Annotated in this window: 18 protein-coding genes and 2 other annotated features; of the genes, 9 read left to right on the plus strand and 9 right to left on the minus strand. The window is 34.5% G+C overall.

Translation table 11 applies throughout. The annotated features are described in order from the left end of the window. Positions 1-11: 11 nt before the first annotated feature. Positions 12-932 carry a hypothetical protein gene (locus ACODS7_RS03150; RefSeq protein WP_082044871.1) on the plus strand — a complete coding sequence of 307 codons (921 nt, stop codon included), beginning with the start codon at positions 12-14 and terminating at the stop codon, positions 930-932. Between the two features lie 49 nt (positions 933-981). On the opposite strand, the gene ACODS7_RS03155 is transcribed toward ACODS7_RS03150, so the two are convergent. The 3 genes from ACODS7_RS03155 to ACODS7_RS03165 form a co-directional block, all read right to left on the minus strand. Beyond that, on the minus strand, positions 982-2,475 hold the full coding sequence (locus tag ACODS7_RS03155; RefSeq protein WP_224981260.1) for a YcdB/YcdC domain-containing protein: 1,494 nt from the start codon (positions 2,473-2,475) through the stop codon (positions 982-984). An 88-nt stretch (positions 2,476-2,563) separates the two neighbouring features. Continuing rightward, positions 2,564-2,713, minus strand: a complete 150-nt coding sequence (rpmG, locus tag ACODS7_RS03160; protein ID WP_001265617.1) for a 50S ribosomal protein L33 — start codon at positions 2,711-2,713, stop codon at positions 2,564-2,566. Between the two features lie 145 nt (positions 2,714-2,858). Continuing rightward, the gene (locus tag ACODS7_RS03165) at positions 2,859-3,485 is read right to left on the minus strand and encodes a nitroreductase family protein (RefSeq protein WP_043936231.1); all 627 of its coding nucleotides are present in this window, start codon (positions 3,483-3,485) and stop codon (positions 2,859-2,861) included. Positions 3,486-3,834: 349 nt separating this feature from the next. Between ACODS7_RS03165 and ACODS7_RS03170 the strand changes: the two genes are divergently transcribed. Beyond that, positions 3,835-4,485 carry a GTP pyrophosphokinase gene (locus ACODS7_RS03170; protein ID WP_016080240.1) on the plus strand — a complete coding sequence of 217 codons (651 nt, stop codon included), beginning with the start codon at positions 3,835-3,837 and terminating at the stop codon, positions 4,483-4,485. Between the two features lie 79 nt (positions 4,486-4,564). On the opposite strand, the gene ACODS7_RS03175 is transcribed toward ACODS7_RS03170, so the two are convergent. Then, positions 4,565-5,032 (minus strand): hypothetical protein, encoded by a 468-nt coding sequence (locus ACODS7_RS03175; RefSeq protein ID WP_043936226.1) that lies wholly within the window; start codon positions 5,030-5,032, stop codon positions 4,565-4,567. A 53-nt stretch (positions 5,033-5,085) separates the two neighbouring features. Further along, the gene (locus ACODS7_RS03180; protein WP_000714912.1) at positions 5,086-6,471 is read right to left on the minus strand and encodes an alkaline phosphatase; all 1,386 of its coding nucleotides are present in this window, start codon (positions 6,469-6,471) and stop codon (positions 5,086-5,088) included. Between the two features lie 261 nt (positions 6,472-6,732). Here ACODS7_RS03180 and ACODS7_RS03185 point away from each other — a divergent pair, with 261 nt between their 5' ends. Next, on the plus strand, positions 6,733-7,566 hold the full coding sequence (locus ACODS7_RS03185) for a GNAT family N-acetyltransferase (RefSeq protein WP_016080238.1): 834 nt from the start codon (positions 6,733-6,735) through the stop codon (positions 7,564-7,566). A 15-nt stretch (positions 7,567-7,581) separates the two neighbouring features. After that, on the plus strand, positions 7,582-8,466 hold the full coding sequence (locus ACODS7_RS03190) for an alpha/beta fold hydrolase (RefSeq protein ID WP_016080237.1): 885 nt from the start codon (positions 7,582-7,584) through the stop codon (positions 8,464-8,466). A 34-nt stretch (positions 8,467-8,500) separates the two neighbouring features. Here the strand turns inward: ACODS7_RS03190 and ACODS7_RS03195 are convergent, their stop codons facing one another. From ACODS7_RS03195 to ACODS7_RS03205, 3 genes are all read right to left on the minus strand, one after another. Beyond that, positions 8,501-9,016, minus strand: a complete 516-nt coding sequence (locus ACODS7_RS03195; RefSeq protein WP_243168190.1) for a DoxX family protein — start codon at positions 9,014-9,016, stop codon at positions 8,501-8,503. 264 nt (positions 9,017-9,280) lie between these two features. Further along, a complete protein-coding gene (locus ACODS7_RS03200) occupies positions 9,281-9,817 on the minus strand; it encodes a delta-aminolevulinic acid dehydratase (RefSeq protein WP_043936220.1) in 537 nt (178 codons plus the stop codon). Positions 9,818-9,835: 18 nt separating this feature from the next. Next, on the minus strand, positions 9,836-10,438 hold the full coding sequence (locus tag ACODS7_RS03205; RefSeq protein WP_016080234.1) for a histidine phosphatase family protein: 603 nt from the start codon (positions 10,436-10,438) through the stop codon (positions 9,836-9,838). A gap of 170 nt (positions 10,439-10,608) precedes the next feature. Here ACODS7_RS03205 and ACODS7_RS03210 point away from each other — a divergent pair, with 170 nt between their 5' ends. Together ACODS7_RS03210 and ACODS7_RS03215 are read left to right on the plus strand one after the other, a co-directional pair. Then, positions 10,609-10,947, plus strand: a complete 339-nt coding sequence (locus ACODS7_RS03210) for a phosphoglycerate mutase (RefSeq protein WP_243168189.1) — start codon at positions 10,609-10,611, stop codon at positions 10,945-10,947. A gap of 72 nt (positions 10,948-11,019) precedes the next feature. Beyond that, the gene (locus ACODS7_RS03215) at positions 11,020-11,142 is read left to right on the plus strand and encodes a DUF4023 domain-containing protein (RefSeq protein WP_000071861.1); all 123 of its coding nucleotides are present in this window, start codon (positions 11,020-11,022) and stop codon (positions 11,140-11,142) included. A 45-nt stretch (positions 11,143-11,187) separates the two neighbouring features. Here ACODS7_RS03215 and ACODS7_RS03220 read toward each other — a convergent pair whose 3' ends face one another. Next, on the minus strand, positions 11,188-12,420 hold the full coding sequence (locus ACODS7_RS03220) for a TolB family protein (RefSeq protein WP_098138153.1): 1,233 nt from the start codon (positions 12,418-12,420) through the stop codon (positions 11,188-11,190). Between the two features lie 228 nt (positions 12,421-12,648). Between ACODS7_RS03220 and ACODS7_RS03225 the strand changes: the two genes are divergently transcribed. From ACODS7_RS03225 to ACODS7_RS03235, 3 genes are all read left to right on the plus strand, one after another. Beyond that, entirely contained in the window at positions 12,649-15,402 is a 2,754-nt protein-coding gene (locus ACODS7_RS03225; RefSeq protein ID WP_098138155.1) for a S8 family peptidase, read from the plus strand. A 219-nt stretch (positions 15,403-15,621) separates the two neighbouring features. Continuing rightward, positions 15,622-15,850: a binding site (T-box leader), on the plus strand. A gap of 50 nt (positions 15,851-15,900) precedes the next feature. Next, positions 15,901-16,128, plus strand: a binding site (T-box leader). Positions 16,129-16,290: 162 nt separating this feature from the next. After that, a complete protein-coding gene (locus ACODS7_RS03230) occupies positions 16,291-18,045 on the plus strand; it encodes an aromatic amino acid hydroxylase (RefSeq protein ID WP_243168188.1) in 1,755 nt (584 codons plus the stop codon). Then, complete coding sequence (locus ACODS7_RS03235; RefSeq protein WP_029443339.1) at positions 18,026-18,340, plus strand: 4a-hydroxytetrahydrobiopterin dehydratase; 315 nt, start codon at positions 18,026-18,028, stop codon at positions 18,338-18,340. Before ACODS7_RS03230 ends, ACODS7_RS03235 begins: the two co-directional genes overlap by 20 nt. Positions 18,341-18,420 lie beyond the last annotated feature (80 nt).

An 18,420-nucleotide genomic window follows, 5' to 3' on the forward strand; every position in this document is an offset into this window, starting at 1 on the left:
GTTATTTATATATGAATATGCTATTAAAGGGGACACTATTCATGCTTACATTAGATCGATTATTAAATGTAACAATTTATTTAGGGGTATTTTTACTTTTCATTTCGTTCATTACTTTTGTTATTAAGAGAGGGCCTGATTTATTATTTTTTCAATTTGGAATTTCTTTGTTTTTTGGAGCTCAAATTATAATTGGAATGAAATTTTTTCATAATTATGGTTTCTCCTTTCATTCAAAACTAGAACTACTTATCTTTATTTTCTATGTAATTGGATTTATTACATGTATACTACTGTTCTTTCACTTTCAAAATCCCTATCGAATTTTTTTATTAATTTGTAGTTTTTTATTTTTAACTGGATCCAATTATTACTTTAAAGAAACATTAAATTTTAGTAAAAAAACTCCAAAGCAACTTAAAACTTTTTTAAGTACACAAGAAGACTCTTTTCCAAAAGAAGTCCACAAATTTTCAAAGGATTACAATAACATAATAAGGAATGATTTTTATGAAATACCGATGATTCCTACTGAATTACAGATTACAAGCAAAAAAGATTCTTCCCATAGTACATCTTTCTTAGTCGAACTTTATAATAGCGAGAATGAAATTACTGATGACTCTGTACAATTAACTCCATCAGACCGTTTTTATATACTGTTAAATACACAAAAAACAAAAATATCAAAAATAGTATATGAAGGGCAAAATTTTTTCACATTAACAGTCACACTAAAGGCTCTTAATTTACAGCAAGAACCAGAAATTCATAATATGTTTTTAGAAATAGATAAACGTAGAGCGATGAATCTTCTTAATTTTGAAATTAAATCCCATACTAAAGAATGGAAAGTAATATTTAAAAGTGATAGTTCTTCTTCCCATCTTCCTATCACATTTACTTTTGAAAAACGAACAGGCAAATTATAATAATAAAAAGAGTTATTTTTATATTCTTTGAAAAATAACTCTTTTTATTTTACTTACTCCAAATCTTTCTCTCAGTTTGGGCATCAATATAACAAATTTCCCGACTACAATCAAAAGGTTCTTTATGTTTTTCATCTGTCGTTTGTTTGTACAGTAGTTTGTATTTCGTTTCCTCTGCATCATGATCTAAAAACCATTCTAATTTAACTCGGATAGCCTCTCTGTATATTTCTAACGCTTTTTCTTTTATTACTTTTGGTGTTGTTTCATATGTAAGTACTTCTTTTATAAAGTCGCTAGATTCCCCCGAGTAGTGCATAACAGCACCATTTTCTGCATTGATGTTGATCATAATATATTTCCGCTCTACATGAATGTCATTTACATACATTGAAAAGAAAAACCGCTCTATCCCCTCTTCCTCCTCATAATTATCCCAAAGTTGAACATACTTTGTCTCATCTGGGATAGTATGCTCTAAAAATTGAAGTGCTTTGCTTAAACATTGCTCTCTTGATAAGATTGTTTTCCTTTTTTTCTCATCCTTCCACATAAAAAAAGAAAGCAATTGATTTGTTTCTTTATCTAGAGTAATTACAACGAATTCATCATGCTTCAACATTGGAAAATGTTTTTTATAAAACTCATCCATTGAATATGAATCCTTCTCTTCTATTTCTTTTTGTAATTCTTCTTTTAATACAAATTTTATCCGGACTTCATCCTCATCTACTTTTTCATCTATTTTGACAAACTTCCCCTTGTCCCAATCAAATAAATCAAACACATCTTTTTTTTGACTACTCTTTAGCGGTTTATCAACAAGTACTGTAGAAGGTAATTTATAGTGTTCTGGCCCATATAAATCTTTACCTGTACTGGCATCAATAAACGCATGACTAGGCTCTGGTTCATATACAAGATGGTACCCTGTTACTTCTCCACCGTTTTCATACTCACATGAAGAGTATGTTAAATCTACAAATACAAGTCTCATATTTTGTCTAGCTTTCAAATTTTCTAAAACGATATTCTCCCCAACAATTTCACTTGGCCATAACGGTTTTTTCTCTATGGCTTTTTGTCCATTGTAATGAAAATGCACAACATTACCTGAAGGGTGCACTCGCACAACACACCCTGTATTCGGAAAAGGATAGCTATTCACCGCTTGCATATAATTTACTTCTTTCCAACCGCGCCTGTCGTCCTTAACCGTTACATATGTATAGAATTCATACCCTTCTTTTGTATATTTTTTTAAGAATGTATTTGCAACCTCTCTTGCTTTATTCTCCTCTATCGCTCCCTTATCACTCGAAAAAGAATTTCCATCATCTATCCTAAATTCAATTAAATTACCAGTATGTCTATTTAATGTAATTTGTATCTGTTTCTCCTCATCATCTTTATGTCCCCACCATAATAGATGATACGGGTCATCAACCCCTTCTTGATCATCTACAACAAGCCTATATTCATCTGGAATTTCAATAATATGAGCTACGTGCTCTTTTCTTTCTTTATATTTTTGATTCACCATGCTCTCTCCTTTGTTACAATTTAAGGTAATTATAACAAAGAAAACCAAAACTTATTAACAAAAAAAGACTAGAGATATCTCTAGTCTTCTACTTCGTCTCACGATGTAACGTTACTCGCTTTAATCGTGGACAATATTTTTTTAGTTCGATGCGTTCTGGATTGTTTCGTTTATTTTTTTTAGAAATATAATTACGATCACCGCACTCCGTACAAGCTAATGTAATATTTACACGCATAGGTAATTCTCCTTTCTTTCAAAGATCGCAAACTAAAACGTAATGATTACGATTTATATATTATAAAACTTCATTCTATTTGTCAATTGCAAAACAAGAAGATTCCATTTAGAATCCCCTTGTTTTTATAGTTAAATAAATTTTATTAAAACGATTCGTATGTAACAAACTCACTAATCGGCTTTCGATACCCTCGTGGGCGAGTTTGAGTCTTATCACTTTTTCCTATCGTAATCATTAAAACAGGTACTATATGCTCGGGCATATTTAATTCACTTTGTACTGCTTTTTCATCGAAACCAATCATTGGACATGTATCATAGCCATAATATTTAGCTGCGTACATAAAAGTCATCGCGCTTAACGAAGCATTTCTAATCGCTTCATCCTCCATGAAACGCTCTCCTTTTCCTTCATATAACCCTTTCGTTTGCCTAATTGTATCTTCATATTCGCATTCATCAATCATCTTTAAAACTTTCATACCGAAGTAAATATTTTCAACATTTTGGTATGCTTTTTTATCACCACAAACGAGCACTACCGCTGATGCACTCGATACTTTATATTGACCAAAAGCTAATTCTTTTAATCTTTCTTTTCGCTCTTGATCACGAATTACAACATAATGTGTGTGCTGCAAATTATAGCAAGATGGAGAAAGCTTAGTTAACTCAAATATTTTTTTAAAATCCTCATTAGGGATTTCTATACCTTGTATAAATTTCATTGCAGAACGTCTAGCAATTGCTAATTCTTCAAAGTTCACCATATATCCTCCTTAATAACTATAAATTTAAATATACATTAATTTATACAAATAGATAAATCAAATGAAAACACTTTAAATCCGAATAATAATTATGATTAACAGCAAAAAAGACAAAAAGCTGAAACAATTAGTTCATACGAAATTCACACGAATCTATTACTATAGAAACTGTACATAGTGAACTTATTAACAATCAAGTTTATTTATATAGAATCTTACTCGAAAGGAGTTGAAAGTATGAAAACTAAATATCGCTTTATGATCTCATCATTTGCTGCTTGTGCTTATATGATTTGGTATTTAGTATAATAACAACCTCACTTGTAAATAGGAAAAGGTGTGTATATAAATGGAATATAATCAATCAACAGTTAACTACTGGAAAGCTTTTGTATTACCATATACATTTGCTTTAGAAGAGTTAAAAACTAAATTTGAAATTATGAACCGGGAAGCTCAATTTCTAGAGGATTACAACCCGTTTGAACATATAAAAACAAGACTAAAACAACCTGAAAGTATTATTAAAAAACTAGAGCGCAAAAGCTTGTTACCAACAGTTGAAAACGCTCAAACACATTTACAAGATATTATTGGTATTCGTATTACATGTTGCTTCGTAGAAGATATCTATCATTTGAAAGAAGTCATTCAAAAACGCGAAGATATGGAAGTCATAGAAGTAAAAGATTATATCGCTAACCCAAAGGGAAACGGCTATAAAAGTTTACACATGATTATTAAATACCCTTTATCACTAAATTCTGGTACAAAAGATGTATTTGCAGAAATTCAGTTACGTACACTGGCGATGGACTTTTGGGCAAGTTTAGAGCACAAACTTTATTATAAATATGAAGGGAAAATACCGGAGTATTTAAAAGATGAACTACATGATGCAGCAATGAAAGCTGAAGATCTTGATAACAAAATGGCCACAATTCGTCAAGATATTGATGATATTGAGGCATGCTCAAATCAAATTATGCTACCACTATAAAAAAAGGTTCTCGCCAATGAGAACCTTTTTTTATACCATTTTTGGGAAGTACGACTCCCACACTTATTAAAGTTTCACGTCATTTTTTCTCTATCGTGCGAACCTCTTCAATCTTCCATTTCTCATCTTCTTTCCCAAGAGCATACTGTACTTTCTTTTGAAGAGTGACACTATCGTCTACTTCCTTTTCTTTCGTTTCAACAATAACATACCCTACTTTACTAGCTTTCATATCTATATGTTCCAATTCAATCTTCTTATTTCCCTTTTGAAATGCGGCTTCTTTTTGTGTTTTTAAGTCTTCAGCACTAGGCATCTTCTTTGAAAATAACTCCATATGTTCTGCAAGATTTTTTTCATTCGTCGTTCGCACAAATGTATTAATAACATCTTGAATAGATTGCTCTTCTGCTTTTGTTATTTGTGCCTTTTCCTCAGTTTTTTTAGTAGTAGATTTTTGTTCTACATTATTCTCTTCTTGTTGACATCCAACTAGTAATACTACAAATACTAGAAGGAATCTTAATTTCCTAAATAATTTTTTCATATTTCCAACTCCTAAAAAGAAAAGTGAGGCATTTGCCTCACTTTCACTCTTAATTAACGTCTTCCTTTATTCGGATCGCCGCCGCCAACAATATCAAAGACACGTTTCGCTATATTTGTATTCTCTTGAACGCCTGAGAATAAGTATTTACCTGGACCAAATGCATACACATTCACATCTTCCCCCGTATGTCCACCAGTTGTCCAGCCTGTAACCGAGCGCTTATTGAAAATATCTTCAATTGCATTATCAATCTTTGTTACATCTTTTGACGGAGCTATATCATTTACAGCTTGAATTTCTTCTGGAGTTAATTGTAAATCAATATACTTTTTCAATGTTTCTTCTACATTTGCACCTTTTGCAATCTCATTTGCCATAAAGTCTGGTGTGCGTTTTGCAGCTTTAATTGGATCTACTTTAAAGTTATACTCACCATTTGCACCTAAAGATAATCCACCTGTAGCGTGGTCTGCCGTTGCAACAACTAACGTATTTTTATCTTTTTTCGCAAACTCAATCGCTGCTTTGAAAGCTTTTTCGAAGTCTTCCATTTCACTCATTGCACCAACAATATCATTATCATGTCCAGCCCAGTCGATTTGACTTCCTTCCACCATTAAGAAGAAACCATTTTTATTTTTGTTCAAACGCTCAATTGCTGCATTAGTCATTTCTTCTAATGAAGGTGTTTTCTCATTACGGTCAATCATTTTATCTAATCCACCTGGTGCAAATAAACCAAGAATTTGATCATTTTTATCATTTAACAATTGATCTCGATCCGTTACATAGCTATAACCAGATTTCTTAAACTCTTCTGTAAGATTACGATCTTTTCTAACAAAGTTCTTTACGCCGCCGCCAAGCATAACATCTACTTTATGCTTCCCTTTAATTTTCTCATCAAAATAATCATTGGCAATTGCGTCCATATTTTTACGGCTAATGTCATGCGCACCGAAAGCAGCTGGTGTTGCATGTGTAATTTCAGAAGTTGCAACGAGTCCCGTTGATTTCCCTTTTTCTTTCGCTTGCTCAAGAACTGTTTTCACTTCCGCTTTATCATTATCAACTGCAATTGCAGCATTATATGTTTTAATCCCTGCTGACATAGCTGTTGCTGCCGATGCAGAGTCTGTAATATTTTCATGTTCATCTTCTGGATATGTTTTTTGTGTTCCTACAAGATGCTTATCAAATTCTGTAGATTCCATTTCAAAGGTTTTTGGATTATCTTTCATATAACGGTGAGCCGTCATATATGAAGGGCCCATACCATCCCCAATTAATACGATAACATTTTTAATCTTTGCATTGCTTCCGTTCTCATCTGCATTAACCTCACTAGAACGAGTAAAATTCCATGTTGCTACCGAAGTAACTGCTAATGATGCCACAACTGCAAATGGCCATGCTTTTTTCACAAACTTTTTCACTGTCTTGTCCCCCTAATTAGGTTATTCATTTCCCACTATCAAATTTAATGGAAGACTATTAAGAGAAAATTAGCTGTATGTAAATTTTTTGTTAACTTATGTAAATATCAGTTATAATTTGTATAACTTTGTCTTTTCGTATCAACCATCCCGCCCTTTACAATTTAAATATAAACAAGTTGGATTTCATTTAACGTAAATCTCTTTTTTTACATTTTGACTCTATTTTTATGAAATTAAATAGAAATGCGGTGAGCCTTTATGAAAATAGTAAAGCTAAATGAGTCTTTTATTTTTGAATTACTTAATCTTTGCAAATCTGTTGGATGGTTACACGATGAAATTTTTATGAAAAAACAATTCGAAATGTATCTTTCTATCGGCACACTTGTAGGTTATATTCATGAAAACAAACTCATTGCGACTGGAGGAGTATTTCCCTTTACGAGTAACTTCGCTTCCATTGGTATGTTAATCGTTCACCCTAATTTTCAAGGACGAGGAATAGGGCGCATGTTGCTAAATCATTGCTTGGAACAAATTCATCCAAAACAACCAATTGCACTTATTGCGACAAAAGCTGGCGAACCTCTATACATATCATGTGGATTTCAAACAGCAACAACGATTCATCGTTTTGAAAAGCAAACTATTAAGACGTACCCTTCTCACTTGCAACAAGTACGAGAAGAAGACCTTATATCTCTTACTTCTCTCGATCAAATTGCAACTGGTGTGAATCGTTCTCTACTTTACTCTTTGCTATTACCAAGGGCCATACACTCTTTTAAAATTGAAAGAAATAACCGTATAGAAGCTTTTTCATTATGCATACAAAAGGGCAATATATTATGTATCAATCCACTTATCGCCAAGCAAGAAGAAGATGCTATTCAATTATTAAAAAAGATATGTGAATGTTGGAATGGTATAGTACGAATTGATGTCCCACACTCACAATTTACATTTCGTAAATTTCTTCAAACAGAAAATTTCCAAGAAACGCTCCTTTCACCTCTTATGATAAAAAATGGTAGCCAACTTCCTGGAAATCGTAATATGCTATTTGCTATGATAGATACAGCGTTATGTTAGAAAGGAGACACCTAATTGAAGCGATTTAGCTATGTTATGGTAGGTTGTCTTACTCTTACACTATTAGTAGGATGTAGTGCAGCAGAAAAGCCAGTAGAACAAGTAAAGCAAGTTAAAAATACAATTACAGCGAAACTAGCTACCGAGGAAAAAATGGTAGAAATAGATGGTCAAACCATTTACTTTAAAAAGATTGGTAATGAAAAACCACCTTTACTTATGATTCATGGCTTTGGAGGATCATCAGATGGTTTTCAAAAGATTTACTCCGATTTAGCAAAAGATCATACAATTATTTCTGTAGATGCTTTAGGATTCGGGCGCTCATCTAAGCCAATGGATTTTTATTATTCTTTTCCAACTCATGCAAATTTGTATTATAAATTAATGAAAAAACTAGGGTATGATTCATTCGCAATACTGGGGCATTCCATGGGGGGAGAAATTTCTCTAAATTTAACATATTTATATCCTGAAGCAGTTACTCACCTTATTTTAACTGATGCTACAGGTGGCCCTCATACATTTGTTAATAAACAAGGCTCACCAAAACCACAATTGCCGACTGATTTAAATGCCGTTTCTTCTATTACTGATTATGATGAGAGCAAAGTGAAATTCAAACGTAACGATGAAGAGCATTATAACAAAATGAAACTATGGCCTAGACGTCTTAAAATTAATGCAAATGAAATGAAACAGCCAACTTTAATTATATGGGGCAGAAATGATAGTAGCGTTTCTTGGAAAGAAGGAGAAACGTATCATCAATTCTTAAAAAATAGCACTTTACATATTATTGAAAAAGGATATCATGCACCATTTCGCCAAGAACCACGAGAATTTGTCGGGTATGTACAAGACTTCTTTAAGAACAATCCGATTAAAGTTGAAAAATAACATAAACGGGTATCTCATTTTGAGATACCCGTTTTCATATATTAAGCAGCTTGCTTTTGGCGTTTTGGCGTTTTGGCGTTTTTGATCCTAATACTTTCGGGATAACGAAGCCATCCATTCCAAATTTCCCAGCGTTCATACCGGCAACAAGAACAAACATAGATAAGATAACCATCTCAGGGTTCACACCAATTGACCCACTAAACATATAGGAAAAGTTCATTACAAGACCAAAAAAGACCGCTGTTTTTGTTAAACAGCCTACAATTAAACCAATTCCGACTAAAATTTCTCCCCATGTTACAAGTGTATTAAACAAATCTACATTTGGAATTGCAAATTCTTGTAAGAATGATGCCCACCAAGATTGAACAGCCGGTTGTGCGCCTTTAGATTTTTCAATTGCGCCTTGCAAATAACCTGTTGCATCGAATCCTTTTCCTTGTAGTTTACCGATTCCAGCCATTAACCATGTGTAACCAAGATATACTCGAATTACTGCTAATACAAAAGAAACTGCTTTGTTTTCTCTTAAAAATTGAATAACCATATCTTCCTCCTAAAGTTGTAATTAAGTTAGTTACAGTTAATATAATAACATTAGTTACTTATTTTTCAAACGTTATTTATGAATAATTCATGACATGTGTATGAAACATTAAAAACTAACGTTTATATAGTAACTTTTATTACCTGTAAAAACTTGAACATATCATACCACAGGTGATAATCATTTTCATTGAAAAAAATGTAAAAAAATTGTGAGTTAAATGTGAAACACGTTTATTCGAATATAGAATAAACGTGTTTCACACTAATTATAGAATCGAAATGTATGTGTCTCCTCATCAATTAAACTCGCTTCTTGAAACGCTTCTTCTAACGTTTTCCCATGGTTAATAACCCCATAAAATAAGCGTATAGTAAACATAAGTGCTGCATTTCCATCTACATAATCAATCGATCCAATATATGATTTCGCACCACTATGTAAAAAAGATTTTGCAAGATTTTGCTCCCCTAATGTGCACCCGCTATTTACAATATGTGTATTATGCAATTTTGCATATTTATAAATTTCTGCTGTACCAAAATACCCTCTCGGTTCATCTTGTTCATATACTTCTTCGCTTAACTCTTCCATGACAAACTTCCCTTCTTCACCATGAAAGCAAAAAATAATATAACTAATATCGTTAAATAAGTTCTTTCCAGAAAGAACTTCCACAAAATCTTTCGGTCTACCAATCCAATATGTCACAACTCTTGCACCAAAATACTCAAGAGATGCTCGTATTGATTGCGCCTCTAAATCCGAATTAAAACCAACTACTAATGCAATATTCAACAAACAACCTCCATCCTATAATCAGCCCTTATCAATCAGACTTTTATGGGATAAATCCATTTCATATATACCTGTTTCTTTCAAAAAATCTGATCTAGTTAAAACGACTTTCTGTAAATATTGCCTATATGCTGTAATTGTTCCATCGTGAGATACAATGCAAATTCTTTCCGCACCCAGTTCATAACACCAAAGAAGAAATTCATCTACTATTTGCTGAAAACTATTCTCTGAAATAGTGTTTATACCTTCCTTCCATAACTGATTATTTGAGCTTTTCTCTATCGAAAAATGCGGAAATAACTTTGTTATCATTCCCTGCTCTACTATATAATCGCACGGTAATGTTCTCGCTTCTTCTCGATAAGGAAAAATACGCGGAGATACATATGGATGGACGATTTTTTGACAAGCTACTTTCGCACTCCATATTGTCGCCGTTTGTAAAGTTCTAAGTGTAGGACTAACAATTAATATGTCCGTTTCCTGCAATGGTACATCGCATTGAATTAAATTAGCCTGATTCCTTCCTTCATCCGTCAATGGCGGATGAAGCACTTGTAAACTTGATGGCAAATCCCTTGTATGTTCCCCTTCCCCGTGCCGAACAAAGACAATTTTCATCCCCTTCCTCCTCTCATTATGAAATCCTCTTACATATTTCTTCCCTATCTCATACTTTATTCCTGCTATATGAAAAACCTATATGTAAAAAATATTTGACATACGCAATTGGAAAACATTACAATCATTTATGTAAAATACTTTTTACAAGGGAGAGGGGAATCACAAATATGAAATGGATAATCATCTTAATTGGAATGATTATATGGGGATATATAAACGGCTTCTTTAGTAGTGATAAAACTACTAATCCCTGGATTACAGATGATGAACGTGAAACAAAAATTAAACAGAAGGCCATTATTGCAAGCTGGTCTGGTGTTTTCATGTTTTGTATCATTAACCTCTTAAACAAATGGTTAGGTGTAGGAACGAGCAATACATCACCTTACTTACCAGACCCTGTCGCAACTATTTTAAAAAAAAATGTAGAGGTACAAGTTTTACTTATGTTATTCATTACGTATGGACTATTTTACGTATACTACCGACGAAAGCTAAGCGCTTAATTTTCATCTCATGATTATCCTCCTAAATGGTTATAGTAACTAGGACACAATGAAAAAAGGAGAGATATAAAAATGAGTAACTCAAATGACTTTTTAGATACTTTACATGAAAAACAAGCAAAAGATGAACAAAATAGAAAGCGCCAAGGGAACGGAAATCCAGCGAAAAAAAAGCCAAATAAAACACATAAATAACAGTAAAAAACTGCCTAAAACGATATTTTAGGCAGTTTTTTACTGTTATTTCACCGAGATAACATTTTCCCAATTCCATTTCTCATAATACCACTCTGGTACATCTACATTTTCAATCCACTTCTTTTCATGTTTTCCATCACTATGAGCTATCCATATATCAGCTTTCTTACGATCTGAACGTATCCATATTAATTGATTGCTCTTCTTCATGAAAATTGGATGATAATCGCCTTGCTTATTAGATGACTTTGTAATTTGATATTGTTTATCGCTTGTGCTATTTATCTCATATAAAGATGGGAATGGCCTTTTTTCTGGCAGAGTTTCAAACCCTCCCTCTTTTGCTCGTGAAACGATAATTACATTATCGTTCTTCCATGTAAAATCCCAATCCACATATCCTTTCGGCGTAAATGTTTGCTGCTGGAGTGCTGGCAGTTCTTTTATTTTTAAATGTTTATTCTCTAATGCAACTCTCCCGCTTCCTTCAATATAAGCCAATATATTTTTGGATGGCGCCCATTTGAACCATTCTGTATTTAATAGCATTTGATCTACTATTTCAAACCGACTGCCGTCTGCTCGAACTAAGCAAAGCGTATTACTATCAGCTGACCATGAAGCTGTCGGTACCGCTAAAAATGAAATCCACTTTTGATCTGGTGACCACTTAAAGCCACTTGCTACTAGCGCTAGAAAATCATCATGTTCATTTGGCAATGCATACAAATGCTTCATTTTGTGAGGATTCATATGTGCATCTTTTTGCACTTCATATAGCTGAGCCCCTGTCCATCCTGTTGGAAGTAAGTGCGCTTCTGAGGATACAAGAAAGTTCTTTCCATCGGGGTACCATGCATAATCCCCTACACCAGCCGATACATTTTCAAAATCTGCATTCTTTTTTTCTACATCAAATGTATTTAATGTACCTGTAAATATAAATGCAATTATATTTTCTGTTGGTGACCATTGATAATTCGATGCTTCTGAGTGAAACGGCGTAACTTTCTTTCCGTCTTTCAGCCGATATAACTCAAGCATACTTTGTTTCTTTCCTTTTACATATGCCAGCCACTCTCCATCATATGACCACTTCGGCCCTGTTATGTACTCTCCTTTTGTAATTTGTATTTCTTTTCCATCAACTTTTATCCAAAGATTATGATGACGAATAAAAGCAACTTTCACATTATTATTTTCTGCGCTCGTGATAGTGATAGAACATAAAAACATAAACAACACTACACTACCACTTACTATTAGCCTCTTCATACCATCACTCCATTTCCCTCATAGCATTCCTCACTTTCTCCCTACAATATGTGAAAAATATCGATTCGACATAATCAGAAAAAATTCCCCAAGAAATTTTCAATCCATAGAGGATTGGTATGAATTATGTCGAAAGTATAGTTTAGCCAACATTTATATTTATAATTTCCAACTAAAATGCAAGATTTTATTTCTGAATATTAGCACTTTTTATTAGGGGGAGTATCAATGAAAAAAACTACATCTACACTATTAAGCATGGCGCTTGTCTTTTCTAGTTTTGGAGCTTTAAGCGCTCATGCTGAATCACTACAAAAGGAGAAGCAATTTAGTCCACAATTAAAAACAACGATTGAACAGTGGGGAGAACATAAAATTGCTCAAAATATTGAAACGAAAACAACAAAAGAAATATCAGTAATTGTAGAATTGCAACATGCACCTCTCGCTGCTCAAAGTAATATTCAGCATGCTCCAGATTTACAAAATAGTAATGCGCAGTCTTATCATGCTGAGCTAAAAAAAGCACAAGAAGATACGACTAAGAAAATAAAAGAAAAAGCACCTGGTGCAAAAATTAAAGAAGTGTATAATACGTTATTTTCCGGATTCTCTATTTCAGTTCCTGGAGATCAAATTACCTCTCTTGCCTCTTTACCTGAAGTAAAAGCAGTCTATCCGAACTTAACATATAAATTGCATGAAACATCAAAAAGTACTACTAACGAAGAAGCACCAAATATCGGTGGACCGACAATTGGTGCACCTGAAGCGTGGAATTTAAAAGATCCATCTGGCAAACCGCTTGATGGAAAAGGCATGAAAGTAGCCATTATCGACTCTGGCGTAGACTATACACACCCTGACTTAAAGGCAAATTATATCGGTGGTTATGACACGGTTGATGAAGATAACGATCCAATGGATGGTAACGTACATGGTACTCATGTAGCTGGAATTATTGCGGGTAACGGAAAAATTAAAGGCGTTGCTCCAAACGCTTCTATTCTAGCCTATCGTGTAATGAATGACGGTGGAACTGGTACAACAGATGATATTATCCAAGGGATTGAGCGAGCCATTCAAGATGGTGCGGATGTGTTAAACCTCTCCCTTGGGCAGGATTTAAATGTACCTGATCAGCCTGTAACATTAACGTTAGAACGAGCAGCGAAACTTGGTGTTACTGCTGTCGTTTCAAATGGAAATGACGGACCAAAACCTTGGTCTGTTGATGCTCCCGGTAACGCAAGTAGTGTCATTTCTGTTGGAGCATCTACGGTTTCTATCCCGTTTCCAACATTCCAAGTAGCTGGTTCCAGCAAAACATATCAAGGATTACCGTTATCAAAATCCGATTTCCCAATAGGGAATGATTCCCCTCTTGTATACGTTGGTTATGGCAATCCAAGTGATTATGCAAAACAAGATGTGAAAGGGAAATTCGTACTTATTTTACAAGGTACTTCTAGTACATTAGTAAAAGCAGAACAAGCGAAGCAAGCTGGGGCACTTGGTGTATTATTAATCTCTAGCGAAAAAGAAATTAATATGATGCCGGAATATTTTTCACGTGAAAATCTTGCTGTCCCAGTAATGCAATTATCAAATACAAATGGGGAAGAATTAAAAACTTTAATTGCAAAACGAAAGAAAAATATAAAAATTGGACAACCAAAGCAAACAGAACTTATCGGTAACTTTAGTTCAAGAGGACCATCACAAGGAAGTTGGCTAATAAAGCCTGATGTTGTTGCACCTGGAGTACAAATTACTAGTACAGTACCGCGAGGCGGCTATGAATCGCATAACGGAACAAGTATGGCTGCTCCGCAAGTAGCTGGAGCGGTTGCCCTCTTGCGTCAAATGCATCCTGATTGGACGACAGAACAATTGAAAGCGGCTCTTGCTAACAATGCAAAAACATTACATGATGTCAATGAAAATACATACCCTGTTATGGCACAAGGATCTGGTTTAATTAACATTCCGAAAGCAGCTCAAACAAATGTATTAGTAAAACCTAACAATGTCAGCTTTGGTCTTATTAAGCCAAATAGCGGAAAAGTAAAACTGACGCAAAATGTTACATTACAAAACCTTTCTAGTAAAAAGAAAAGTTTTTCAACTCGTGTGGAATTACTAGATGCAAACACAAAAACAAAAGTAAGAGCTTCTGTCCCTTCATCGATTAGCATACAACCGAATAGTAGTACCGAAAAACCATTTACTATCACTGTGGATAGCTCACTACCACAAGGTGTGTATACTGGAAATGTATATGTAAAAGAACAAGGGGCAAAAGAAGAAATTCGAATTCCATTCACATTTAGTATCGATCCTAAAGATTATAAACGTATCGATGGACTTGAAATTATTAATTCTACTTTTAGCCCAAATGGCGACCACGTACTAGATGATAATCTCATCAACTACTATTTAGTTGCGCCTGTGGATGATGTAACATTGCATGCAAATTTAGTTTCGAAAGAACGTGTAACGTATCAAGGGATTATCCATCAAGCTAAAAATGCAACTCCTGGATACAAACCTTTCAAATGGAATGGTACAAAAGCAGATGGCACTCCTTTAGCTGACGGGCTATATCAAATCGAAGCAGTTGCTTCTAATTCTGGCGGAGAAACAAAACAAACAGCTGCTGTATTTCTTGATCGAACTGCACCTAAGTTAACATACGAAGTTGACCAAGAAAATCTCGTAATTAGAGGAAAAGTTGATGATATTCTACTGGATTGGATGTCAGAATCTGGTTGGATAGCACCTGGGATTCCAGTGAGAATGCAATATGAAATTAACGGAAATGGTGTATGGGACCAGGCATTCCTGAACCCTTGGGAGAAAAGCTATGACATTTATTTCGATCGTACTCAATTACAAGAAGGAAAAAATACTATTCACATTGTAGCAACTGATGCAGCTGGCAATACCTCTAATTTAAATGTTAATTTAGAAGTGAAATAAAGTGAAACTTTAATCAGTGGAGATTTTGTTCATCCCCACTGATTATTAGCCTTCACCAATCGGGGGTTACGGGCAGTTAGTCTCCATCTCACTTCTTTACTCCCACCGAATTTTTAGGTAAGAATTTTACTGCTCATTAACACGGGATAAAAAATTTTTGTTGACAATTTTTTTAATATAGTTTTATAATACAAAACATAGTTTAGTTGAACGAATTATATATCGGCTTTGAAGGAATACTAGTAGCGACTTATATCACTGTCTCAGAGAACTGATGGTTGGTGCGAATCAGTACATATACAAGCGTGAATTACAATTCTGGAGCTTCTTTCCCGTAATGCTTTTTATGCATGAAGAGAAAGACGGATCTTTCCGTTATCGTAAAGTGAGTGGTAAACAATTACTTGTTTACAAATAGGGTGGTACCGCGATTTTTATCGTCCCTATCGGATTTTCCGATAGGGACTTTTTTGCGTCCATCCCCTTATACAATTTCATATATACGCGTTGAAAGAATCGCAGTAGTATCTTATATCCCTGTTACAGAGAGCTAATGGTCGGTGGAAATTAGCACATATATAAGTATGAATTACAATTCTGGAGCTTCTTTTTCGTAGTGCTTTTATGCATGAAGGAAAAGACGGAATTTTTCCGTTATCATTAATTGAGATGTAAGTATATTTTCACTTACAAATAGGGTGGTACCGCGATTCTTTCGCCCCTATCGGATTTTCCGATAGGGGCTTTTTCTATTTCTCACAGAAACAGATGTTAAATAATTCCGAATCTTATGATAAAATTTTATAAGCGCTTACAAAAATGAAAGGAGGTGATACAAGCTATACGAAATCGATATTCAATTTTATTGAAAAAAAGGAGGATGTCTTAATGACAAAGAAAACAGAAATTCCATCGCATTTAAAACCATTCGTATCCACACAACATTATGATCAATACACACCGGTGAATCACGCTGTGTGGCGTTATATTATGAGACAAAATCATAGTTTCTTAAAAGACGTTGCTCATCCAGCCTATGTGAACGGACTACAATCATCTGGTATTAATATAGATGCAATTCCAAAAGTAGAAGAAATGAATGAGTGTTTGGCTCCAAGTGGCTGGGGCGCTGTAACGATTGACGGACTTATTCCCGGCGTAGCATTCTTCGATTTTCAAGGACATGGATTACTACCGATTGCAACAGATATTCGGAAAGTAGAAAATATCGAGTACACACCAGCTCCAGATATCGTACACGAAGCCGCAGGACACGCACCGATTTTACTTGATTCTACATATGCAAAATATGTGAAACGTTTTGGGCAAATTGGTGCAAAAGCTTTCTCTACAAAAGAAGAACATGATGCATTTGAAGCTGTTCGTACATTAACGATAGTAAAAGAAAGCCCTACTTCTACTCCTGATGAAGTTAAGGCTGCTGAAAATGCTGTAATTGAAAAACAAAACTTAGTTTCTGGTTTATCAGAAGCTGAACAAATTTCACGTCTTTTCTGGTGGACAGTAGAATATGGATTGATCGGAAATATAGATGATCCAAAGATATATGGTGCTGGTCTCCTTTCTTCTGTTGGCGAAAGCAAACATTGCTTAACAGACGCTGTAGAAAAGGTTCCATTTTCTATCGAAGCATGTACAGGGACAACTTATGACGTAACAAAAATGCAACCACAACTATTTGTTTGTGAATCCTTTGAAGAATTAACAGATGCGCTTGAAACATTTTCTAAAACAATGGCCTTTAAAACAGGTGGAAAAGAAGGTTTAGAAAAAGCAATTCGCTCTGAGAACTATGCAACTGCTGAGCTAAATAGTGGATTACAAATTACAGGTACATTTAGCGAGACAATTGAAAACGATACAGGTGAATTAATTTACATGCGCACAAATTCGCCAACGGCATTAGCGCTTCATAATAAACAGCTAGCGAATCATTCTACTTCTGTACACAGTGACGGATTTGGAACACCGATTGGATTACTCACTGAAAATATTGCATTAGAAAATTGTACAGACGAACAACTACAATCATTAGGAATTACAATTGGAAATATCGCTGCGCTTACTTTTGCAAGTGGTATTCATGTAAAAGGAACAGTAACAGATATTGTAAAAAACGATAAGAAAATTGCTCTTATTTCCTTTATCGATTGCACAGTTACTTATAACGCCCGCGTTTTATTTGATGCTTCATGGGGCGCATTTGATATGGCTGTTGGCTCACAAATCACTTCAGTATTCCCAGGTGCCGCAGATGCCGCAGCATTTTTCCCAATGGATGAAGAAGTTCAAGAAATTCCTGCTCCACTTGTACTGAATGAACTTGAACGTATGTATCAAACAGTTCGAGATATTCGAAATGAGGGGATTTTACACGACGCGCATATCGATCAATTAGTAGCAATTCAAGAAGTATTAAATAAATTTTATGCGAAAGAATGGTTGCTGCGCCTTGAAGTATTAGAGTTACTTTTAGAGCATAACAAAGGGCATGAAACATCGGCAGCATTACTACATCAACTTTCTACTTTCACAACTGACGAAGCTGTAACACGCCTTATTAACAATGGTCTTGCGTTACTTCCAGTAAAGGCTGTGAAAAATGATGCTACGATTAACTGAAGAAGAAGTTCACGAGGAATTATTGAAGGTAGATAAATGGATGGTAAAAGATGAGAAATGGATTGAACGAAAATATATGTTTTCCGACTACTTAAAAGGAGTCGAATTTGTCTCTGTAGCCGCCAAACTATCAGAAGAACATAATCACCATCCATTTATCCTTATCCAGTATAAAGCAGTTATTATTACTTTGTCATCTTGGAATGCAAAAGGTTTAACGAAACTAGATTTTGAGCTTGCAAAGCAATTTGATGAACTATTTTTACAAAACGAAAAAGCAATTATAAAAAAATAAAAAAGAGAAGCCTTTTTAGGCTTCTCAGAGTGTTGGGAAACCCTTTAGGGGTTCCCAACATTCTGGAATCATTTTGATTT

This window comes from Bacillus sp. FG16 (assembly GCF_057809515.1).